The sequence below is a fragment of the Ralstonia pickettii genome (assembly GCF_000607165.1).
Lineage (GTDB): Bacteria > Pseudomonadota > Gammaproteobacteria > Burkholderiales > Burkholderiaceae > Ralstonia > Ralstonia holmesii.
Genome location: NZ_JFZG01000009.1, coordinates 71,261 through 92,942 on the forward strand (window position 1 = coordinate 71,261; position 21,682 = coordinate 92,942).

Sequence of the window (21,682 nt, forward strand, 5' to 3'; positions counted from 1 at the left end):
ATGGAAGCCGGCATGCAGTCATGTGTGCCGGCTTTCTTGTTCTTGCAGCCGTATCCGCTCAGTTTTGCGGACCGATTCTTGCGTCCGCGATTGCGTTGTTCACCCTCCGGAGGAGCATGTCATGGCATTGAATATCCTGTACACCGCCCACGCCAAAGCCACAGGCGGCCGCAACGGCCACACACAGACCGAAGATGGCCAGGTCTCGCACGACTTGTCGGTGCCCAAGGCCATGGGCGGCCCCGGCAAGCCCAACACCACCACGCCTGAAGACCTGTTTGCCGCCGGCTATGCCGCCTGCTTTGGCTCGGCGTGCGACTTCGTTGCGAAGAGCATGCTCAAGCTCAATCCGAGCAACATCGAGATCCACTGTGATGTGGGTATCGGTACGCGGGAGGAAGGCGGTTTCGGTCTGAAGGTGGGCCTGATCGCACGGATCAGCGGTCTGTCGCAAGCCGATGCCGAGAAACTGGTGGCCCAGGCGCATCAGGTGTGCCCGTATTCGAACGCCACGCGTAACAACGTGGAAGTCACCCTCAAGACCGAGGTGGTCTGATGCAGCGGCGGCCTGTTGTTGGCGTGTTGCTGGCCGCAGGCCGCGGCAGCCGTTTTGATGCGGCGGGCGTGGCCAACAAGCTGCTTGCCCCGCTGCCCGACGGAACCCCCGTGGCGGTCCAGGCCGCGCGCCATCTGAAGCAGGCGTTGGGTGACGTGGTGGCAGTAGTGCCCGCCGCTGCTACGCATGGCGCGCAGGTCGATCAGTTGGCCGCGCTATTGGGCGAAGCAGGCTGCGAAGTCCTGCGCTGTGCCGATGCTGCTCGTGGCATGGGCGCCAGCCTGGCAGGCGGTGTGGCCGCGCGCCCGCAAGCCGGCGGGTGGATCATCGCCCTGGCCGACATGCCGTGGATTGCACCCGAGACCATCACTCAAGTTGCCAACGCACTTGACTCGCACTCTTGTGTGGCGCCCTTTCACGCCGGGCAGCGGGGCCACCCCATCGGCTTCGGCGCCGACTTCTTCGCTGGCCTGACGTCGCTCGACGGCGACGAGGGCGCTCGGCGGCTGATCGATCCCGCCAAGCTCGTCCGCATTGACTCCGATGACGCGGGCATCCTGCGCGATGTCGACACGCCCGCCGATCTGGCTCCGTGATCGAATGGGGTTGACTTACAACGAAGCGCCGCCGTACTCGCCTGCCAGAAATGCTCCATACAGCGCGCACGCACGGCGCATGTCGGTCCAATGCATGCGGCGATCGCCCCTCGGCTGAGTGCCGCAGTTTTCGGCGCGTGTGTCGATCTCAAACATTCGATTTCGACAGTGTGAGGGCCGGGTTTTGAGGCCGGTGCATGTGGTGCTGCTGCGATTGGTCAACAAACTCTGAGACGCTTGATTCGCTCCCGATACCGGCTTGTCCAGTGTCTTTGGACGTTGAGCAGCGGTACCCCGACAGCGCCAGAGAATTGATACTTTGCGCCTGCAGTGGCGGCGTGTAAGGTATCGATTGGTTTCGGATACAGCGACCACAGCAAGACTTCTCGCGCGAGCTGAATCGAGAACAACAATACGGATGGCGCCTTCCACCCATGACACGCGATTTGCGCGCCGCACACGCTAACTCCCACCGCGAGATGCTCAAGGTCGTCATTGCGACGTCGCTGGTCACCTGTCTTGAGCTGTTCGACTTCACGGTGTTCAGCTACTTCGCTGTGATGATCGGAGACCAGTTCTTTCCGGCCACCGATCCGATGACGTCGCTGTTGCTGGCAGTCGGTACCTTTGGCGTCGGCTTCTTCATGCGACCGCTCGGTGCCATGGTGATCGGCGCTTACGCCGACCGGGTCAGCCGCCGAGCCGCCATGACGATCACCATCTGGCTGACTGCCATCGGGACGGCCGCGATTGCCGTATGTCCGCCGTTTGCAGTGATTGGCGTGGCGGCACCGTTCATCATCATCGTCGGGCGGTTGCTGCAAGGCTTTGCCGCCGGCGGTGAAGTGGGGACGGCCGTGACGTTCGCGATGGAAGCTGCACCACCATCACGAAGCGGGATTCTGGTCAGTTGGCAATACGCCAGTCAGGCTGCGGCCGCGTTGCTTGGCGCGTTGCTCGGCACACTGCTCACGAGCACGATGTCGCCGGCAAGCCTGACGCAGTGGGGTTGGCGCATCCCTTTTCTGATCGGGTTGTCGATCGTGCCCGCTGGTCTGTACCTGCGTCGTCGGCTTGTCGATAGCCCCGTTCCTGCCGCCTCCAATCGCGGCACTGCCATACCGTTTGTCGAACTGTGCCGGGAGCACGGCGGCACGCTGGCGCTGGCCACATTGGCGAAAATCTGGAGCACGGTACCGGTCTACGCGGTCATTACGTATATGCCGAGCTACGTGACGCGGGTGTTGCACATGCCCCCCATCATCGGGTTCATGTCGTCGACGTTATCTACGTTGCTGTTGGTGGTGGTGTCGCCGCTGTCGGGCCTGCTGGCAGACCGGTTACCACGCCGCAAGCCAATGGTGCTCATCACATCGGGCACGACGGCGGTCCTGGCGTACTCGGTCTTCGCGATGATGACGCATGCACAGAGCCCGCGGGCCGTCCTGCTCGGCTCTGCGGTGATCAGCGTCTTGCTGGCGCTTGGCACCAGCATCGGCGCGTTGCTTGTTCTTGAGGCGTTTCCGGCGCGGGTGCGTGCCAGCGGCTTTGCGATTTCGCATGCCCTGGGCGTCACGCTGTTTGGCGGCACCGCGCAATTCATCATCACCGGGCTGATCAAGTGGACGGGTGACCCGGTATCCGCTGCCTGGTATGTGGCGCCCGCATGCCTGGTGAGCTTCGTTGCCGTGCTCGCGTTCAAGGAGCGCCGCGCTGCGGCCTGAAACCGCTGCTTATGTACTGATTGCAGTCGGCTCGTTGCGCGAAACCTTTGGCCGCGCGTAAGACGTTTTGCCGGACAGCGCCCGGAAGTCTTGCGGTGCCATGTCGTATGCACGACGGAACGCGCGCGTGAAATCGGACGAACTCTTGAAGCCAAGCCCGAACGCGATGTCTGTCACGGTCAGGTAGGGGTGCCGGACCAGTTCGCTTGCCGCCTCGCGCAGACGCAGGTGGCGGATGTAGGCACCCAGGCCGCCCTCGTGCTGAAACAGGCGATACAACGTCTGGCGAGGCAGTTGTAGCGCCTGCAGCACGCTCTCTGGAGAAAGGTCTTCCTGACGCAGATGGGCTTGAATGTAGCGCCGCACGCGACCGAACATGGCAGCGCGCGCTGCCGCGCGCGCATTGCCGCTCAGTTGGGCTTGCTTGCCGAATGCAGAGACCATGAGTTGCGTGCTCGTGCGAATGGCATTGCCCGCCGCGTGTGCGCTCATGTCTGCAATGTTCTGACTGAGTGCGATCACGTTCTCGAAGATCAGTTGCGTGAGCGGCGTCGTGTTCGCGATCACGCGGCCGTGGATGGCTTCGGGGTCGGGAAAGATCTCTCCGACCAGTGCGCCCGGCACAAAGATGGTGGCGACCCGGCAAGCGCTGCGCTGCATGCGCACAGGCTGGCCCATGTGCAGTGTGAGGATGCTGCCAGCCGTCGGCATGTTGCCGCGCGACGAAGACGAACGCACGGCGACATCAGTGACACCGCCTTCCAGAAATACGTGGAACGCGTAGTCGCGGATCGGGTCGGTCGAGATGCGCGCGAGCGAACGGTCCAGCACCATCGCATCGGACCGGCAATCGGTGAACACCAGATCGTCGACCTTGTAGCGATCGATGGCAGCGTGAAACGGCCTCTCAAGATCGGCGCGCGACGGGAGGACGTCGATGACGTGGCCGACCCGCTCTCGCCACGCCAGCAGCGGCTGCTGATGCGTTTGCGTCCGCACGTCGAAGTGGCTGTGAACGATGGAAGATTCACCCGGCGGGCGAACGTCAGGCGTGAGCGTGCACTGTTCCATGCAAGAGAGTTCCGCCCCGTGAGAATTTTGTGGTGCTGCTTTTATGTACGGCTTTTTATGGTTGGGACTGTATCGAAGAAACCGCGCGCAGCGCGGCGCCCCCCACCAAAGGGTGAGGCTCAGGACCAACACCTTGGGCGCAAAGTGACCTTGCAGGCGTTTTATGGCACTGACGATGCTTCTATATGAAGCGCGTTTGTTGTGTGTGATCGCGCCGGAGCAACGGTGCGTATTCGTGCAATTCGCGCGGCGCGATGTCGAACGCGCGACGGAATGCACGCGTAAAGCTCGACGCATCGTTGAACCCCAATCCCGAGGCAACGTCCTGTATGCCCCGGTGCGGCAGGCGCACCAACTCGTCGGCCGCCATCCGCAGCCTGCGATTGCGGATATACGCGGCCAGGCCGCCTTCATGCTCGAAGAGTCGATAGACGCTGGCGCGTGAGAAATGCAGCGATGCCAACACGCTTTCAGGCGACAGATTCGGATCACGCAGATGCATTTCCACATGCCGCCGCACCTTGCCATAGACGGCAGCGCGTACCGCCGCGCGGGCGTTGCCGGCAAAGCCCGCCTGCTGGGCGAAGGCCGCAAGGATCAGCTCCACCGCCGTGAGAAAAGACTGATGCGCTTCTTCCTTATTCAGCCCAACGATTTGCCGCCTGAGCGCGATGACATGCTCGATCAGCAGGCGCGTCAGCGGGGTGGCGGCGTGAATCCAGCGGCCATGTAGCGACGCCGCATCAGGAAACAACTGTTCCACCAGCGCGCGCGGCACAAAAAGAAGAAGGAGCCGGCCCTCAAAGCTTCGGATGGTGCAGGGCTGATCCATGTCCAGTGCGAGGATGCTTGGCACGCCCGGAACGGGCTGCGTTTCAGTGCGCGGCTTGTTGCCCAGAAACTGCGACGGCGGCCCTTCAAGAAAGATGCTGAACGTGACATCGCGAACGCTCTCGGTCGAGACCCGACCCAACGATCGCACGGCCAGATTTGGCGCGGTGAGAAAGTCGATGAGGCTCAGGTTGTCGATCGTGTAGCGGGACAGTGATGCATCAAACGTATCCTCGGCTTGCTTGCCCGGAGGCCGTATGTCGTAGACCGGGCTCATCCGCTCCTGCCAGGCCAGAAAGCTTTTTCGTGCGTCGCCTTGAACGCTGAAATCGCTGTGCACGATGCCGGGCGCGAGCGTCGGTTGCCCGGGCAACAACAGGCGGCTGAGTAGTGGCGCAGTGTGGAGCGCATCGTCGTTCAATGCAGTGCGCATCGCGGAGTCTCGAAATCGGCCCACCATGGCGGCGCGTCACACGGCAGGCGAACGTCAGCCGTGAGCGGGCAGTGTTTCATGCAAGAGCGTCCCCGTCCCGTGAGTATTTTATGGTGCTGCTTTTATGTACCGCTTTTTATCGCTGGGACTGTATCGAATAAATCGCGTGCGACGCGGCGCTCCCCCACAAAGGGTGAGGCACGGGACCAACACTCCGCAGTGCTTGGCGGCACCTAACGGCGCTGCACCAGCGCATCCTCCATCAATCCGGTCACCTCTTCCAAGGTGCGATCGCGCGGCAAGTTGTGGTAGCGCACCGCAATGGTGCGTGCTGCGTCACGGTATTTTGGATTGCCCAACAGATCGTGGAGCACCGCGCGGAATCCGGTCTCCACATACGCTGGCAGGATGCCAAGGCCGGCGCCCATGGCGGCCACGCGCTCGGTGACCATCAGTTGCTCGATGTGCTGCGGGAGCAGCAGCATCGGCGCACCGGCCAGCAAGCAGTTCAATGCCGTGCCGTGGCCCGCGTGGGTGATGGCCAGCGTGCAGCCGGCAAGCAAGGGGAGCAGCCGTACGGGCTGCCGATAGAGCCGCAGGCCGCGGTGGCGGTTTGCCGTCTCCCAGCTGAGGTCGGGGATGACCGCAATCACTTCGGCGCCGGAGGCTTCCAGCGCTGTCAGCACGGTATCGAGCCAGGGCTGCACTTGCAGATACACGAAGACGTGCGGCTTGTCGGGTTGCTGCCATTGCACGCGTTCGCCCGTGTCCGGCTCGGGTATCGGGCCGAGAAAGGTGGTGCCAGGCGGCCGCAACAGGGCGTAGTGGTCCAGCTCCGGTAGCGTCAACAGCCGGGTGTGGTCAGCAGTGAGTAACGTCGTGAGCGGTTGTGGCAAATCGAACAACGCTTGGATGTTGCGCTCCACCGCAGCCTGCGTTTGCGCGCGCGCTTCAGCGTTGCTCGCTTCCCAGGGGCGGAAACACGGTGCCGGAGAGAGCGTGGGCGGGATGGTAAAGCCAGTGCCGACCTGGACAGTGCCGATGCCTGCGCGCTTGGCGGCCAGGAGCGCAAGCGGCGCGTGGTCGATCACGACCAGATCCGGTTGGAGCATGGCATACAGGTGCTGCCAGGCTTGCACCATGCCCCCCAGCAGATCGGGCTGCGTGGCGCCATGGGTGGCGAGAATGTCGGCGTAGGTCGCAATCTCGCGGCCCAGCGTTGTGACGTTCGTCGGCGTTGGGCAGGCAAACCAGCGAATGCCGTGAGGCGCCAGATAGCGCTGGGCCGAGGCCATCGATTTCAGCCCGAACACCACCTCGTGGCCACGCGCTTGTAGCGCCAGGGCAATCGGCAGCAGGCGCCACAAATGCCCGTGGTTCTCACCCAACTCCCACGCAAAAATGATCCGGCTCATGCACGGTCTCGGTGCGTGATGGTGCGCGTTGGCGTCGCGGGAGTGCGTGGGTGCATGCAAAGGGTTCCGGGCGATGGCGCTCGGATCTTATCGATATTTCCACGCCGCGCGGAACTTTTCAAAAACTGAGACGCACGGTCAAGACTGGCCCAAAAAAAATCGTCACTATCGGGTCCGACACACATGTGTCAGCAGTCCGGGGGGAGTCGGTAGCGGCTCAGGGCTGTCGGTCAAACGCTCGCGTGCGGCATCCGGTGCCGCGTCAGAACAGAGCCAGCCGGCAGGTTTGCCTGATCCAAGAACGTGGCTTGCAGAGGCGCGCAGAACATAACAGCGCCATTTGCCGGAACGTACCGGATTGCGAAACGGGGAAGTCGTTCGACGCAAGCAAACCGCACAGTGTTGAGGCTCGGGGGAAACCGACAGGCAGACCTTGAGCCTCAACACCTGTGGCGGGGCGCCGCTCGAATTGGCCGTTCAACCGCCTATCTCAGGTACGAAAACAATGGCTCAACGCAATCAGTTTCCTAAACAGAGCACCTTGACGCTGGCAATCGCGGCAGCGCTCTCCAGCATGGTCCCGGCCATCGCTGCGGCCGATACGACCGTCAGCACTGCGCTCACCACCTCGCAGTTCTGGGGCGCCGGCAACTACACGGTAACCAGCAGCGGCAGCGTTTCGAGCGCTGGCACTGCGCTGGGGACCGATGGCACGCTCGGCACGCTCAGCAACAGCGGCTCGATCGTCGGGAGCAATGCCGGAATTTCCTCTTACGGTGGCTCGATCGATACGTTGAACAACGCGGCCGGCGGCGTTATCGGTGCGATCGGCCAGGCGGGTGGCAACGGCAAGGCCGGCGGAATCATAATGCCGCCTCCCATGCCGCCAATGCCGGGGCCCGGCGGGGCAGGGAGTGGGGGCGAAAACGCGTTTGGCCTGGCGGCAAGCAACATCACGACGCTGAACAACAACGGCACGATCATGGGCGTCGGCGGTAACGGCGGCGCCGGCGGTTCTGGCGTGCCCGGCGGTGTAGGCGGCGCTGGCGGTAGCGGCACGGGCCTGATCAACAGCGCGCTGATCACGACGCTGAACAACGGTGGCACCATCCTTGGCCAGGGTGGCAACGGTGGCGCTGGCGGCACGGGCGCTGCCGGCGGCGGCGGCGGCAACGGCTTCGGCATTCAGAACCAAGGGACCATCGTCTCGCTCAGCAACACCGGCATCATCGGCGGAACCGGCGGCACCAACGGAACCGGCACCAATGGCGCGGGTACGGGTAGCGGCTTAGGCATTTCCAACAGCGGTGCGATCACCACGCTGAACAACGCTGCGAGCGGCATTATCCAAGGTGGTGTGAACGGCATCCTCAACGGTGCCGCGATCGGTACGTTGACGAACAGCGGCACCATCAGTGGTACCAGTGCCAACTCCGTTGGCGTCGCAAACTACGGCGGTACGATCATCGGGTTGACCAACAACGCGAGCGGCCTCATTAGCGGTGGCATCGAAGGTATCAACAATTTCGGCACGATCCAGACGCTGAGCAACAGCGGCACCATTCTTGGTCTCCCCTCGGGCACTGGTCCCCAGAATGCCGGCGTTTTCAACGGGGGCTCGATCGGTTCGCTCACCAATAGCGGCAGCATCAGTGGTGGCGGTGTCGGCGTCAGCAACGAAGGAACGATCAACTCGCTGACCAACAGCGGTGTGATCAGCGGTCGCGCCCCAGGCCTCTACAACACACGCACGATCGGCGCGCTGGTCAACCGCGGAACGATCAGCGGTGGCACAGTGGGCACCATGCCCTTTGTCGCCGGCATTCTCAACGGCGGGACGATCGGCGCGCTGGACAACAGCGGCACCATCACCGGCGCTGGCAATGCCATCAACAACGCCGGGTCGATCGGCCCGATCACCAACTCAGGCGTGATTGCCGGCAATATCACGAACGGGAGCCCTCAAGATCTGAACATCAATGGTGGAACGGGCACGACATTCGGCACCCTGACCGGCTTTGGCGGAACGATCGGTAGCATCGTCAGCCCCAGCGCGGGCGTCGTATTCGGCTCGGGCAACCTGGTGCTGAATGACAACATCGGTGTCGTGCTCCCCTCTCCCATCAACCCGGCCAGCGTTCGCACGGCCCGTGCCGCCTCCACCGGTTCGGTGGCGGTGAGCAACACGGGCGCGGTCCTGCAAGTCAACAACCCGATCACCATTACCGGCACCTACAGCCAGAGTGCGGCCGGTACGCTGCAGATTGGCGTGAACACTGGTGCGGTGACCAACGGCTCGCTCACCGGCGACAGTGGCTACGGTCGACTGGTGGTTTCGGGTGCAGTGAATCTTGCCGCGGGTTCGGCCGTTTCGTTTGCGCAGGTCAATCCGTATCCGTTTGCCGCGGGTCAGCGTTATGTGATCGTCGATGCGTCCAGCACCGGCACCAACTACAACGAAGGCACGCTGCGGTATGGGATTCGCGGCTACAACAGTGTCCTGACAGGCACCAACGTTACAGCCAACGGCCGCAGCGATCTGGTGGTGACCGTGGTCAGCGCAGATCTGATCCCGACCACGAGCCCCACGCCGGCACCTGCGCCGGCACCTGCTCCGGCTCCCGCGCCTGCACCGGTCCCCAGCCTGGCGACTGTGCCGAACGCCCAAGCGGCGCTCACGGGTCTGTCGCAGTACACGGGCATCAGCGATCCGGGTCTGCTGAACCTGTACAACGCCTCGATGGCGCTGAACCTGGGCAGCAGCGACGCCGCCAACCACGCCGGCAAGCAACTGAACCCGGTGTCGCAGGGGTCGACGGCCCAGGCCGCACTGGCACCGACGCTGGATGTGCTCAACATCATCTCCACGCATGCCGACAGCATGCGCCTTGCCCAGTCCGGTGGCCTGAGCGGTGTTTCGACCGGTGAAGCGGCTCCGGCATGGGGCGTGTGGGGCCAGGCATTTGGCGGCCACGCACACCAGGGCCAGCGTGATCAGGTGGACGGCTACAGCGCCAACTTCGGCGGCTTGCTGTTCGGCGTCGATCACGCGGTCAGCGACGCATGGCGTGCGGGCGGTGTGTTCAGCTACAGCAACGCCAAGATCAGCAACACGGGCGACACCGATGGCAACTCGACGCGTGTGAATTCGTTCGGCCTGATGGGCTACGCCAGCTACACGGGCAGCCCGTGGTATGCAAACTTGTCGGCGGGTGCCGTGCAGCAGCACTACGACACCACCCGCGCCGTCAACTTTGCAGGCTTCTCGGGCAACGCCAATGGCAGCTTCAGCGGCACGCAGTACGTGGCGCGAGCAGAAGCCGGTTACCCGTTCGCCACGGCTGTTGCCACGGTTACGCCGCTGGCAAGCCTGACGTATGGTTACCTGCGCCAGAACGGCTACACCGAATCGGGGGGCAATGGCGCGGCGCTATCGGTGGGCGCGTCGCACACGACGTCGGTTACCAGCGACCTTGGCGTGAAGTTCTCGCGCGAGCTCGCAACCTCGTACGGCACGCTCGTGCCGGAACTGCAGGTCGCATGGCGCCATGAGTACAACAACACGCGCACTCAGACGCAGGCCAGCTTTGCGGCAGACCCGACGGGCCAGACCAGCTTCACGTCGTTGGGTGCCAGCCCAGTGACGGATTCGGCTGTGCTCTCTGCCGGTGTCAAGTTGCTGCGTGCGAACAACCTGAGCATCAGCGCGCGCTACTCGCTGCAAGTGGGTAGCGGGTACGTGTCGCATGCCGGCAGCCTGCAACTGCGTCAGTTGTTCTAACGACTTGAAGTGATACGCCAATGGCGCGCCTCCCGAAAGGGAGAGCGCGCTCATTGCTTTATGGGGTGGTAGACGCGTCCCCCATCAAACAATGAGCACCCGGTTGCATCAACGCTCTCGCTCGGTGGGCGCGGACTCTTTCCGGTAACCAACTGAGCGCGCGCTATGCGCTGCAGGCGGGCAGGGGTTTTCGTTTCGCAGACGGGCAGCGTGCGTCTGCGCCAGTTGTTCTAAGCAGGGAAAAGAGGTACCGAAGAGCGCGTTTTCTTGCGGGAAGGCGCGCCTTTCCTTCTAGTACGATCACGCTCTTACTCTCATCGAGTGAGCCCTTGGAGTCCCGCATGTCGAGCGCGCCCAATACAGATCCAATCAGCATTCCCGAAGCGCTCAACCGTGCACATGCGCACTGGAACGCAGGCCAGGCGGCGGAAGCGGAAATCTATTGCCAGCATGTGCTGGCCGCATGGCCGGGCCAGGCCGATGCCCTGCATCTGCTCGGGCTCATGGCGCATGCCTACGGCAACCTGGATCTGGCCATTGCCCACCTGCGCCAGGCTTGCATGGCACCACGTGCGCCCGCCATCTACGCAAGCAACCTCGCAGAGATGTATCGCCAGAAGGGCATGCTGGCTGAAGGACAGGAAGCCGCCGAACGCGCGGTGGCACTGGACCCATCGGTCGTTCCGGGCTGGAGCAATCTCGGCATCCTGTTGCAGGAAGCAGGCAAGCTGGAGCAGAGCCTCGCATGTCTGGAACGGGTTGTGAAGCTCACGCCTGATGCACCCGAGGCGCACAACAATCTGGCCAATACGTATCGACGGCTGGACAGGCTCGGCCAAGCCGAGCAGCACTACCGCCGGGCGTTGGCGCTGAACCCGCACTATGCCGAGGCACACAGCAATCTCGCTTTCCTGCTGACCGCGCAAGGACAGTACGACCAGGCTGCCGCAGAAGCGCGCCTGGCCATCGAGCTCAACCCGCGTCTGATCGATGCCTACTTGAACCTGGCCGATGTGGAGGTGACGCGCCATCGGCATGCCGCAGCGCTCCAGGTGCTGGACGCGTTGCAGGCCTTCGCGCCACAGCATCCCGCCGGTTTGACCGCCCGTGCGAAAGCGTTGATGCAACTTGAGCGCCTGGACGCCGCCCTCGCTTGCGCGCAGCAAGCCATGACATTGGCGCCGCGCAGTGCCGAAGCCCATCACGCACTGGCGCAGGTGCTTCAGGCGCAGGGCAAAACCGACGAGGCGCTCGCGCATTTCGAGCAGGCCGCAACGTTGCCAGGCACGGTGGCCGAAGAGGCGTTGGTGGGAAGCGCCACGCTTTGGATGGAATCCGGTCAGAAGGAGGCCGCTCGGGCAGCCTTCGATCGGGCGCTGTCGATGTATCCCGGTTCCATACGGGTGCTCACGGCTCGCGCCGAGGCTAAGACATTCCGTGCTGACGATCCGGATGTCGAGGCCATTGAAGGCTGGCTTGCCAACGAAACATCGAAGCCGATGAACGAACGCATCTCGGCGCATTTTGCGTTGGGCAAGGCCTATCTCGACCTGCACGACGCGCCGCGCGCCTTCGCGCATCTGCATACCGCGAACCAGCGAAAGCGTGCGACGTTTAGCTACGACGCCAGGGCGACCCGGCAATGGATGCAGCGCATCTCTGAAGTCTTCACCGCCGAACGGATGGAGCGCCTGGCTCCCGCTGGCACGCAGTCTGACCTGCCGGTATTCATCATCGGCATGCCGCGCTCTGGTACCACGCTGGTCGAGCAGATCCTGTCGTCGCACTCGCAGGTCATGGGTGCGGGCGAGCTTTCAGCGCTGCGGCAGGTGGTGGAGGGCGCCGGTCTGTTTCCCGACATCGCGCAGGTGCTGACCCCGGAGGACACGCAGCGGCTGGGCCGAACCTACCTGAACCGTATCGAACCGTTGGCACAAGGTCGGCGACGCCTGATCGACAAGATGCCGGGCAATTTCATCTATGCAGGGCTGATTCCGCTGATCCTGCCGGGCGCGCGCATCATCCATTGCCGGCGCGATCCGGTGGACACGTGCCTATCGTGCTACACGAAGCAATTCGGCGGTGAACAGCCGTTCGCCTACGATCTGGCGGAGCTTGGTGCGTTCTACACCGACTATCAGAAGCTGATGGCCCATTGGGCCCAGGTCCTGCCAACCGATCGATTCATCGAAGTGGACTATGAGCACGTGGTGGATGACCTGGAAGGCGAGGCAAAGCGCCTGGTCAGCTTCCTCAGGCTGCCTTGGGAAGACGCTTGCTTGCAGTTCCACGCAAATGACCGCGTAGTGCGCACCGCCAGCGTCAACCAGGTGCGCCAACCGATCTACACCACATCCAAGGGACGCTGGCAGAAGTACGCCGATCATCTTGGCCCGTTGCTCGCCGCACTCGGGATGAGCGCGCCGTGAATGACGTCGATGTCGCCACGGTGGAACGCCAAGGCCGCGCCCTGCTGGCCGACGGACGCCTGAACGAGGCCGAGGCGCTGGTGCGGCCATGGCTGGCATCCGGCACCGGGCCGTTGATCTTGTGGCAGGTGCTGGCCGACACGATTCGCCCGCAAGGCAAGATTGCCGAGACGCAGGCCATTCAAGAGATGCTGGTGGCCAACATGCCAGGCAATCTCACCGCGCGCTTCAATCTGGCCGAAACGCTGCTGCTGCAAGGCGACTTTGAGCGCGGCTGGCGCGAGTACCACCATCGCTACGGCATGCCGCACACCGCGGCCATCGAGCGCAAAGTCCAACGTCCGCGCTGGGACGGTCGCCCCATTCCCGGCAAGACGCTGCTCATCCATGACGAGCAGGGCTACGGCGATACGTTCCAGTTCCTGCGCATGGTGCGCTGGGCAAAGGAGCGCAGCGGCGCGCGCGTCATCCTGGAGGTGAACGCGGAAAGCGCATCGCTGGCCAGCCGTTACGAAGGCTTTGATGCACTGACGGCGCGCGGCCAATTGCCGCCCGCATTCGACGTGCATTGCGAGCTGATGAGCCTGCCGATGGTGATGGGCCTGAAGCTGTCTGATTTGCCCGGTGCCACCCCGTATCTGTCGGCGGACCCGCAACGCGTTGCCAAGTGGCAGGCGCGCCTGGCCGGGTTGCCGCGCCCGCTGGTGGCGCTGGTCTGGGCCGGGCGCCCCACGCACGTCAACGATGCGAATCGCTCGATGAAGCTGGCGGACCTCGCACCGTTGGGCAGGCCCGATGTCACGTTCCTTGCCATCCAGAAAGGTCCGGCCGCACAACAGGCCGCGTCGCCACCGCCCGGTATGTCGATGGTGTCGCTCAGCGACGAGATCCAGGACTTTGAAGACACTGCCGCCATTCTCGCCGTGGCCGATCTGCTGATCTCGGTGGATTCGTCGCCGGTGCATCTGGCAGGCGCCCTCGGTCGCCCCGCATGGGTGATGCTGCCGCTCGTGCCGGACTGGCGCTGGCTGCTCGAACGCAACGACACGCCGTGGTACCCGAGCGTGCGCCTGTTCCGCCAGCCGTCTCGCGGCGATTGGGGCAGCGTCATGGGCGCCATGGCGCAGGCGCTGGCACAACTCGCGGGCGTACACGCATGACTGCTCTGTCGCCTCTCACATCAAAGGTTTTGACGGCGATGTTCGCTGTGCTTCTGGTTGTGCTTTGCAGCCTGCTGTCCGACTGCACGACGCTGGACCGCGATGCCCACGCCGATGCGCTGGCGGCTCCGTTCCAACTGCATCGTGAGCAAGTGAAGACGGAGCACTTCGTATTGACTGCTTTCGTGCGCATGACGCGCGCAGACCAGCCGCTCACTGTCTACATCGAGGGCGATGGCCTAGCCTGGATTTCCCGCACGGAGCCATCGGCCGATCCGACCCCGCGCATGGCCACTGCTCTTGCGCTGGCAGCAGCGGACCCGACACCGAACGTCGTGTATCTCGCCCGCCCCTGCCAGTTCACCCCGATGGCGTTGAACCCGCTGTGTGCTGTGCCGTACTGGACCAGCAAGCGGTTCGCACCGGAAATCGTGGCATCCATGGACGAGGCCGTGAGCCAGTTCGCAGCGAAGGTGCCTGGCCAGCCCGTTCACCTCGTCGGCTATTCGGGTGGCGGCGCGGTGGCTGTGCTGGTTGCTGCACGGCGCGCGGACATCGCATCCATCCGCACTGTGGCAGGCAACCTCGATACAGAGTTCGTCAACCGCCTGCACGACGTCTCGGCGATGCCGGAATCGCTGAACCCGATCGATGCGGCGTCGCGTGTGGCAATGGTCCCACAGGTGCATTTCAGCGGCGCGGACGACACCGTGGTGCCACCGGAAGTGGCGCAGCGTTTTGTGCGGGCGACCGGCGGCCGATGTGCACAGGCCAACATCGTGCCGGGCCTGGACCACAGCGGCGACTGGGCCGGGCAATGGCCGGCGATGCTGCCGTTGGCACCCGTCTGCAAAGCACGCTAAGGAGCAATGCATGCAACCGGTTCCATCCACGCTCTGGCTGACGGGGCTCAGCGCCGCCGGCAAGACCACGGTGGCCCTGGCCGTGGCCGAGTCGCTCACAGCACGAGGCGTGCCGTGCCGCGTGCTCGACGGTGATGCCGTGCGTAAGCAGCTCTGCTCGGATCTTGGATTCTCCCGGGCCGATCGCAGCGAAAACGTGCGCCGTGTGGCGCAATGGTGTGCGCAGATCAACAACACCGGCACGTGGGCAATTGCCGCCCTGATCTCGCCCTACCGCGATGACCGCGAGCGTGCCCGACAGATTGTCGGCGCATCGCGTTTTCATGAGGTGCATGTCGCGACACCGCTGTCCGTGTGCGAAGCGCGTGACCCGAAAGGGCTATACAGGAGTGCGCGCGCTGGAGCGATCTCCAACTTTACCGGCATCAGCGATATCTATGAGCCGCCCCAGGCTCCGGCGTTGTCGATTGATACCGGTCGGCAGTCGATGCAGGCATGTGTCGCAGCCACACTGGCGTTGCTTGGGATGACCATCGCGAGCGCCAGGCCCGCGGCGCGCCTCGCGTAGGGGCGCAACCTTGTTTGGCGGACGAGTTGCCCATGCCGTGAGGAACTGATTCCGGTGTAGGGTCAAACTTGGTCCGTCTCGTCGTCGATAGACAAGCCCTGGCGGCGCATCGTACTGGGCGCCACGCCATACCAGCGCTTGAAGGCCTGCGAGAAGGTGGACAAGTCGGCGAAGCCAAGCCGCTCCGCGATCTCACCGAGCGCCAGTTCACCCTCCCTGAGCAGCGCCTCGGCCATCGCACCGCGTGATTCGGCCAGCAACGCTCTGAAGGTTGTGCCTTCATCGTGCAGCCGACGCTTGAGCGTGCGTTCGCTGGTGTTCATCAGGCGGGCCATGCTGCTTAGCGTGGAGAGCGTGGTGCCGGGCGCGGCGCCCAAGTAATGGCGGATCATCGCCGCCGTGCCCACACGTAAGCGCCGCTCTTCAATGAGACGACTGCACATCTGCTCGCACATCGAAGCCGTGATGGGGTTGGCGTGTGGCAGCGGCCGGCTCAGAAATGATCGGTCGAACGCAAGACTGTTGACGTGCGCTGAATATTCCGGCTCCGCGGCGAAGAGCGTCCTGCGCACCGGAGAAGGCCCACGCGCGAGCGGGGGCCTGGCCCTGAGCGTAAAGCGAGACAGTGCGAAGTCATCTCCCCCGATTTCCTGCAGCAAGACCGCGGCGGCGGCCATGTCGCGCTCCACAACAAAACGCTTCACCTCATCGGCAAGTTCCGGCTCGCCAAAACTCAGCACGGCGAGACGGCCTTCTTCGTGATACGTGATCACGGTAAATGCGTAGGTGAGCGGCAGGAAACGCAACGCCAACGCCATGGCATCGCCTGCCGTGGCGCTGCTGATCAGGCCGTAGCCCCACACCCCATACGCCGAAAAGTGGTAGCGCAGCCCCAGCTCCAGTCCGAGCCCTGGCGGATGCTTCAACAGGCGCAGCAGGTTGCCGACCACGCGCAGCTCCTGCGCAGCGGTCAGCTCCACATTCGGGTCGGACAGTTGGGCCAGCGACAGTTGCGTGCCGGCCAGCAGCTTTGCCGGCGAAAGCCCGCGCTCCTGCCCGAAATCGACCAGTAAGCGTGCGCTGGCTGGGCTCCGAGTGAACTCCCAGAAACGCATACGGAGAAACCCTTGGGACGTGTCATTTGGCCCAAATACTAAAACAGTTGTCCCCGCGCGCCATTGGTGTTTTCCCATGCCGGAAGCAACATCAAGCGCATCCGATATGCCGCCCCGGTGGCGTTGCAACACCCGCTCCCAGGAAGACCCGGATCTTTCCGAGCCCGCGGGCGCCAGCCTTGCACGTCGGATCGCCAAGCGGCTGGCGGCTCACAGCGCTTGGCTCAAAAGACATTGTGGAGACAACAACATGGGCAACATCTTCGACTACGTCATTGTGGGCGGCGGGTCCGCCGGCAGCGTCGTGGCAGGGCGACTTACTGAAGACCCGCAGGTGACGGTCTGCGTTTTGGAGGCGGGCGGTGGCGGCAGCGAACTCGTCATCAACGTCCCGACCGGCGCCGTTGCGATGCTGCCGACCAAGCTCAACAACTGGGCATTCGAGACCGTGCCCCAGCCCGGACTGGGCGGGCGCAGGGGATATCAACCGCGAGGTAAGGCATTGGGTGGCTCATCGGCGATCAACGCGATGGTCTACATACGCGGGCATCGCAATGACTACGACGACTGGGCCGCGCGCGGCAATGTCGGCTGGTCTTATGAAGACGTGCTGCCGTATTTCCGGCTCAGCGAGCACAACGAGCGGCTCGACAACGCATGGCATGGCCGGGACGGCCCGCTCTGGGTCAGCGACCTGCGCTCCGACAACCCCTTCCAGGCACGCTACCTGGAAGCCGCACGCCAAGCAGGGCTTCCGCTGACGGATGACTTCAACGGTGCAGAACAGGAAGGCGTCGGCATTTACCAGGTGACGCAAAAGCACGGTGAGCGGTGGAGCGCAGCACGCGCCTACCTGTTGCCGCACATCGGGCGGCGAGACAACCTGAGCGTCAAGACGTACGCCCAAGTCCAGCGCATCCTGTTCGAGGGCAAGCGGGCCGTGGGCGTTGAAATCCTGCAAGGCGGCCAGCTTCACACCGTGCGGGCACGCCGCGAAGTGGTGATGGCCGCCGGCGCTTTCCAGACCCCCCAGTTGCTGATGCTCTCCGGCATCGGCCCTTCTGATGAACTGGATCGTCTCGGCATTCAGACGCGCGCGCATCTGCCGGGGGTGGGCAAGAACTTGCAAGACCATCCGGACTTCATCTTCGGTTACCGGGCGCGCAGCCTCGACACGATGGGCGTGTCGCTCGGTGGCGGCCTGCGCATGCTGAAAGAGATCCGACGATTCCGCCAGGAACGGCGAGGCGCGCTCACGTCAAACTTTGCCGAAGGCGGTGGCTTTCTCAAGACCCGTGCCGGGCTCGCGATGCCCGACGTCCAGCTCCATTTTGTCGTCGCGCTGGTGGACGACCATGCGCGGTCGTTTCATCTGGGTCATGGGCTGTCTTGCCATGTCTGCCTGCTGCGTCCGCGCAGCCGCGGCTCCGTCACCCTGCAGAGCAACAACCCCCAGGACGCGCCGCTGATCGACCCCGCGTTCTTTCAGGATCCGCAGGATATCCAAGACATGGTGGCGGGCTTCAAGCTCACGCGCAGGCTGATGCAGGCACCCGCGCTGGCTGAATGGATCACGAAGGATGTATTCACCGCCAACGTGAACACCGACGACGAGATTCGCGAGGTCCTGCGGCAGCGCACTGACACCGTCTACCACCCGGTCGGCACATGCCGGATGGGCAACGACCCGCACGCCGTCGTGGACCCTCAACTACGCGTGCGCGGTGTGGAGGGCCTACGCATCGTTGATGCCTCCGTCATGCCCACGCTCATCGGCGGCAACACCAACGCGCCGACGATCATGATTGCCGAGAAGGCGGTCGACATGATGCGGGGCCGCAGCCGGGTGCAGCCGACGCCCCGCGAAGCGGTCTCCATGCCCGCGCAGTTCCAATTCGATGCCTCGAAGGAAGCCAGCCATGCGTTCAGCTAACCCCACCCGCCCTTCCGACGCGGCAACACCGCATGCAGCCATCATCATCGGATCGGGCTTTGCCGGCATTGGCATGGCCGTGGCGTTCAAGCAGGCAGGGCTGCACGACTTCGTCATCCTTGAGCGGGCGCATGACGTTGGCGGCGTCTGGCGCGACAACAGTTATCCGGGGGCGGCGTGCGACGTTCCCTCACACCTGTATTCCTTCTCTTTCGAGCCCAACCCGAACTGGTCGCGCACCTTTGCGCCCCAAGCGGAAATCCATGCGTACCTGCAGCATTGCGCGCGCAAATACGCCGTCGAGCCGCACATCAGATTTGGCGCCGAAGTCGCGTGTGCGCAGTATGACGAACAGCATTCGGTCTGGCGGGTCACGCTACGGGATGGGACAACGCTCAGCGCGAACCGCCTCGTCAGCGGCACTGGGCAGTTGAGCCGTCCCGCCTTCCCGCAATTGCCGGGCATGGAAACCTTCAAGGGGCACACCTTCCACTCCGCGCACTGGGATCACGGCTATGCGCTGTCAGGCAAGCGCGTCGCGGTGGTGGGAACGGGCGCTTCGGCTATCCAGTTCGTGCCGGCCATCGCAGATGCCGTGCAGCAACTCGCGGTCTTCCAGCGCTCGCCGGCCTACATCATGCCCCGCCCCGATCGCGCTTATCGGCCTTGGGAGAAAGCAGTGTTCCGGGCGCTGCCATGGGCGATGAAGCTGCACCGCGCCATGATCTACACGCGCTATGAATCTCGCGCCCTGGCGTTCACGCGCTTCAAGGGGCTTATGCGACTGGCGGTGGGCGTGCCGTTCCGGCGGCTGCTCTCAAAACAGGTTCCCGACGCCGCGCTGCGCGCCAAGCTCAAGCCCGACTATCCGATCGGCTGCAAGCGCATCCTGCTCTCAAGCGAATACCTCGCGGCCATGAGCAAGCCGAACGTTCACCTGGTGACCGACGGCATCCGCAGGGTGACCCCAGAGGGCATCGAAACCGTTGACGGCACGCACCACCAGGTCGATGCCATCATCTACGGCACAGGCTTTGCCGCCACCGAATTCCTCTCGCCCATGCGAATCACCGGACGCGCGGGTCTGGACCTGAACGATGCCTGGCGACGCGGGGCAGAGGCGTACCTCGGCTTGACCGTGCCGGGCTTTCCAAACTTCTTCATGCTGTACGGCCCGAACACGAATCTTGGGCACAACTCCATCGTCTACATGCTGGAGAGCCAGATCGCTCACGTCATCCGCTGCTGCAAGGCGATGACGGCCACCCATACGACCAGCATCGAAACGGATGCGCGCCGCTACCGGCGTTTCAATGCCCGCATTCAGCAGCGCCTGGCCAAATCCGTCTGGAGCGGGTGCAAGAGCTGGTACTTGGATGCCAGCGGGCACAACAGCACCAATTGGCCCGGCTTCACGTTGACCTACCGCTGGCTGACCCGGTTTTCCAGCCTGCAGGCATACCGCCTGACGCGAGCACTGCCGGGACCGATGGGCCTGACCGCTGGCGTTGCCGTAGCCGTAGCCGAACCACCAGGGTGGTGGGAAGCGGCCAACGCATGGTTCCTGCGTAACTTCCTGCGCATCGGTTTTCGCTCGCTCATCGGCCCGCCTTTTGGTGTCACCGTGCAGCGCAGCTTCGTGCGCCTGCTTGCCCCGCTCATGCCGGGTGCGAGCGGGGTGATCCGCTACCGGAACTTGGTCAGCAACGTGCCGGTAGAAGTTGTTGCGCCCAAGCGCGGTGAAACCGAGGGCGCCATGCTCTACCTGCATGGCGGCGCTTTTTGCCTGGGAAGCCCGGGCACGCACCGCAGCATCACGACCCTCCTGGCGGTCGAATCGGGCATGCCGGTCTGCGTGCCCAACTACCGGCTTGCGCCCGAGCACCCGTACCCTGCCGCGCTGCACGATGCGCTCGCGTGCTACGACGCGCTGCGCAGCCAGGGCTATGCCGCAGAGAAGATTGTCGTCGCGGGCGATTCTGCCGGTGGCGCACTGGCCCTGGCACTGGCGCTTGCACTGCGGGAGCGCGGCGATGCCGCTCCTGTAGGCCTGCTGCTGATCTCACCCGTGACCGATGCCACGTTGAGCGGCGACACGCTGGTGTCTCAGCGGACCCGCGATCCAATGATCCGCCGCGGTTGGCTCGAACAAGGATTGCGCTGGTACCAGGCACCCGCCGGAGCGGCTGAGCACACGCCGCTCAAGGTGGATTTGCGTGGCCTCCCGCCCATGCTGATTCAAGTTGGCGAACACGAAGTGCTGCGCTCGGATGCCACCCGGCTGGCAGACCACGCTGCGGGCTGCGGTGTGCCGTGCCGCATCGAGGTCCACGCTGCGCGCTGGCATGTCTTTCACCTTCAATCGTTTTATCTGCGCTCCGCAGTTGATGCACTGCGCACGCTCGCAGATTTTGCCCGCGAGCGGATAGCGAGCGGGGCAAGCGTCGCACGTGCCGATGTGCCGCCGCTTGGATGACCAGGCATGGGGCGTATCACACCGAAGCCGCGACACGGCGTACTGATTTCCGGCGACCAGGCAAGCCAGACACGCGAGCGGATCGTGGCTTACGCCTTGAAGGCCTTTAACGAGGTCGGCGTGGCGGGCGTTACAACAACGGGCCTCTGTGCGGGGCTCGGCATGAGCCCCGGCCATTTTTACTACTACTTTCGCGGTAAGGAAGCGGTCGTGCTGCATCTCTTCGGTCGCTTCAAGCGCGATATGCAGGCGCAGCTGTTTGTTCGTCCAGGTGGCCCGTTGTCGGGCGAGTACTTAGCCGAACGCCTTCTCAAGGTTCTCGATTGCGTCTGGGAATATCGTTTTCTTTACCGGGACATGAACGGACTGATTGCATCAAGCCGGACGCTTGAGCAAGGATTCAAGGAACTGGTCGACCAAAGCGTGCACGCTCTGAGCGGCGCGCTTTGCGTAGACCGATCTGAGCATCAGGGTGGGCCGCGCCTGGCTCAACTGGAAACTGCTTGCCGCTGCGCGGTCATCGTGGCGACGTATTGGCTGTCATTCCAGTTCTTGCAGAACGCCGGGCAATTCAATGACCGGAGCGTCATGACGCGCTCGTTTCACGCGGCACGTGACCAAATATTGGCATTGCTGCGGCCGTTTCTGCCGACAAAGCTGGACGGCGCCTGCGGTGCGGGCTTGAAAGAGGCGCCCTCTATGCTACGTAACGGCATTGCTTGATATGGACT

At 63.8% G+C, this 21,682-nt stretch carries 15 protein-coding genes; 11 read left to right on the forward strand and 4 right to left on the reverse strand.

From position 1 onward, the window contains the following. The first annotated feature begins 121 nt into the window (after window positions 1-121). From BG83_RS0115150 to BG83_RS0115165, 3 genes are all read left to right on the forward strand, one after another. Window positions 122-556: an organic hydroperoxide resistance protein gene (locus BG83_RS0115150; protein ID WP_024977543.1), complete on the forward strand. Its 435-nt coding sequence runs from the start codon at window positions 122-124 to the stop codon at window positions 554-556. Continuing rightward, a complete protein-coding gene (locus BG83_RS0115155; protein WP_024977544.1) occupies window positions 556-1,152 on the forward strand; it encodes a nucleotidyltransferase family protein in 597 nt (198 codons plus the stop codon). The genes BG83_RS0115150 and BG83_RS0115155 overlap by 1 nt, the downstream gene beginning before the upstream one ends. Before the next feature lie 434 nt (window positions 1,153-1,586). Continuing rightward, window positions 1,587-2,876, forward strand: coding sequence for an MFS transporter (locus BG83_RS0115165; RefSeq protein ID WP_024977545.1), 1,290 nt, complete (start codon window positions 1,587-1,589; stop codon window positions 2,874-2,876). A 9-nt stretch (window positions 2,877-2,885) separates the two neighbouring features. Here BG83_RS0115165 and BG83_RS0115170 read toward each other — a convergent pair whose 3' ends face one another. The 3 genes from BG83_RS0115170 to BG83_RS0115180 all read right to left on the reverse strand — a co-directional run bounded on the left by BG83_RS0115170 (window position 2,886) and on the right by BG83_RS0115180 (window position 6,626). Beyond that, window positions 2,886-3,947: a helix-turn-helix transcriptional regulator gene (locus BG83_RS0115170; protein ID WP_024977546.1), complete on the reverse strand. Its 1,062-nt coding sequence runs from the start codon at window positions 3,945-3,947 to the stop codon at window positions 2,886-2,888. Between the two features lie 181 nt (window positions 3,948-4,128). Beyond that, window positions 4,129-5,211 (reverse strand): helix-turn-helix domain-containing protein, encoded by a 1,083-nt coding sequence (locus BG83_RS0115175; protein ID WP_024977547.1) that lies wholly within the window; start codon window positions 5,209-5,211, stop codon window positions 4,129-4,131. 233 nt (window positions 5,212-5,444) lie between these two features. Continuing rightward, window positions 5,445-6,626 (reverse strand): glycosyltransferase, encoded by a 1,182-nt coding sequence (locus tag BG83_RS0115180; protein ID WP_024977548.1) that lies wholly within the window; start codon window positions 6,624-6,626, stop codon window positions 5,445-5,447. 541 nt (window positions 6,627-7,167) lie between these two features. Here BG83_RS0115180 and BG83_RS0115185 point away from each other — a divergent pair. The 5 genes from BG83_RS0115185 to cysC all read left to right on the forward strand — a co-directional run bounded on the left by BG83_RS0115185 (window position 7,168) and on the right by cysC (window position 15,427). Next, window positions 7,168-10,407, forward strand: a complete 3,240-nt coding sequence (locus BG83_RS0115185) for an autotransporter outer membrane beta-barrel domain-containing protein (RefSeq protein ID WP_327204837.1) — start codon at window positions 7,168-7,170, stop codon at window positions 10,405-10,407. A gap of 341 nt (window positions 10,408-10,748) precedes the next feature. Beyond that, on the forward strand, window positions 10,749-12,836 hold the full coding sequence (locus BG83_RS0115190; RefSeq protein ID WP_024977550.1) for a tetratricopeptide repeat-containing sulfotransferase family protein: 2,088 nt from the start codon (window positions 10,749-10,751) through the stop codon (window positions 12,834-12,836). After that, entirely contained in the window at window positions 12,833-13,996 is a 1,164-nt protein-coding gene (locus BG83_RS0115195; protein ID WP_024977551.1) for a glycosyltransferase family 9 protein, read from the forward strand. Before BG83_RS0115190 ends, BG83_RS0115195 begins: the two co-directional genes overlap by 4 nt. A gap of 38 nt (window positions 13,997-14,034) precedes the next feature. Beyond that, complete coding sequence (locus tag BG83_RS0115200) at window positions 14,035-14,859, forward strand: alpha/beta hydrolase (RefSeq protein WP_235193202.1); 825 nt, start codon at window positions 14,035-14,037, stop codon at window positions 14,857-14,859. 10 nt (window positions 14,860-14,869) lie between these two features. Beyond that, window positions 14,870-15,427, forward strand: a complete 558-nt coding sequence (gene cysC, locus BG83_RS0115205; RefSeq protein WP_024977553.1) for an adenylyl-sulfate kinase — start codon at window positions 14,870-14,872, stop codon at window positions 15,425-15,427. Window positions 15,428-15,489: 62 nt separating this feature from the next. On the opposite strand, the gene BG83_RS0115210 is transcribed toward cysC, so the two are convergent. Beyond that, window positions 15,490-16,542, reverse strand: a complete 1,053-nt coding sequence (locus BG83_RS0115210; protein WP_024977554.1) for an AraC family transcriptional regulator — start codon at window positions 16,540-16,542, stop codon at window positions 15,490-15,492. A 250-nt stretch (window positions 16,543-16,792) separates the two neighbouring features. Here BG83_RS0115210 and BG83_RS0115215 point away from each other — a divergent pair, with 250 nt between their 5' ends. The 3 genes from BG83_RS0115215 to BG83_RS0115225 are packed head-to-tail and all read left to right on the forward strand — an operon-like array spanning window position 16,793 to window position 21,674. Continuing rightward, window positions 16,793-18,475 (forward strand): GMC family oxidoreductase, encoded by a 1,683-nt coding sequence (locus BG83_RS0115215; protein ID WP_024977555.1) that lies wholly within the window; start codon window positions 16,793-16,795, stop codon window positions 18,473-18,475. Beyond that, entirely contained in the window at window positions 18,462-20,951 is a 2,490-nt protein-coding gene (locus BG83_RS0115220; protein ID WP_024977556.1) for a flavin-containing monooxygenase, read from the forward strand. The genes BG83_RS0115215 and BG83_RS0115220 overlap by 14 nt, the downstream gene beginning before the upstream one ends. Before the next feature lie 6 nt (window positions 20,952-20,957). Then, window positions 20,958-21,674 (forward strand): TetR/AcrR family transcriptional regulator, encoded by a 717-nt coding sequence (locus BG83_RS0115225; protein WP_024977557.1) that lies wholly within the window; start codon window positions 20,958-20,960, stop codon window positions 21,672-21,674. The last annotated feature ends 8 nt before the right edge of the window (window positions 21,675-21,682 follow it).

Excerpts from the sequence above, each read along its gene's own strand:
- BG83_RS0115150 (WP_024977543.1), top strand. The coding sequence starts at position 122 with ATGGCATTGAATATCCTGTACACCGCCCACGCCAAAGCCACAGGCGGC.
- BG83_RS0115155 (WP_024977544.1), top strand. The coding sequence starts at position 556 with ATGCAGCGGCGGCCTGTTGTTGGCGTGTTGCTGGCCGCAGGCCGCGGC.
- BG83_RS0115165 (WP_024977545.1), top strand. The coding sequence starts at position 1,587 with ATGACACGCGATTTGCGCGCCGCACACGCTAACTCCCACCGCGAGATG.
- BG83_RS0115170 (WP_024977546.1), bottom strand. The coding sequence starts at position 3,947 with ATGGAACAGTGCACGCTCACGCCTGACGTTCGCCCGCCGGGTGAATCT.
- BG83_RS0115175 (WP_024977547.1), bottom strand. The coding sequence starts at position 5,211 with ATGCGCACTGCATTGAACGACGATGCGCTCCACACTGCGCCACTACTC.
- BG83_RS0115180 (WP_024977548.1), bottom strand. The coding sequence starts at position 6,626 with ATGAGCCGGATCATTTTTGCGTGGGAGTTGGGTGAGAACCACGGGCAT.
- BG83_RS0115190 (WP_024977550.1), top strand. The coding sequence starts at position 10,749 with ATGTCGAGCGCGCCCAATACAGATCCAATCAGCATTCCCGAAGCGCTC.
- BG83_RS0115200 (WP_235193202.1), top strand. The coding sequence starts at position 14,035 with ATGTTCGCTGTGCTTCTGGTTGTGCTTTGCAGCCTGCTGTCCGACTGC.
- cysC (WP_024977553.1), top strand. The coding sequence starts at position 14,870 with ATGCAACCGGTTCCATCCACGCTCTGGCTGACGGGGCTCAGCGCCGCC.
- BG83_RS0115210 (WP_024977554.1), bottom strand. The coding sequence starts at position 16,542 with ATGCGTTTCTGGGAGTTCACTCGGAGCCCAGCCAGCGCACGCTTACTG.
- BG83_RS0115215 (WP_024977555.1), top strand. The coding sequence starts at position 16,793 with ATGGGCAACATCTTCGACTACGTCATTGTGGGCGGCGGGTCCGCCGGC.
- BG83_RS0115220 (WP_024977556.1), top strand. The coding sequence starts at position 18,462 with ATGCGTTCAGCTAACCCCACCCGCCCTTCCGACGCGGCAACACCGCAT.
- BG83_RS0115225 (WP_024977557.1), top strand. The coding sequence starts at position 20,958 with ATGGGGCGTATCACACCGAAGCCGCGACACGGCGTACTGATTTCCGGC.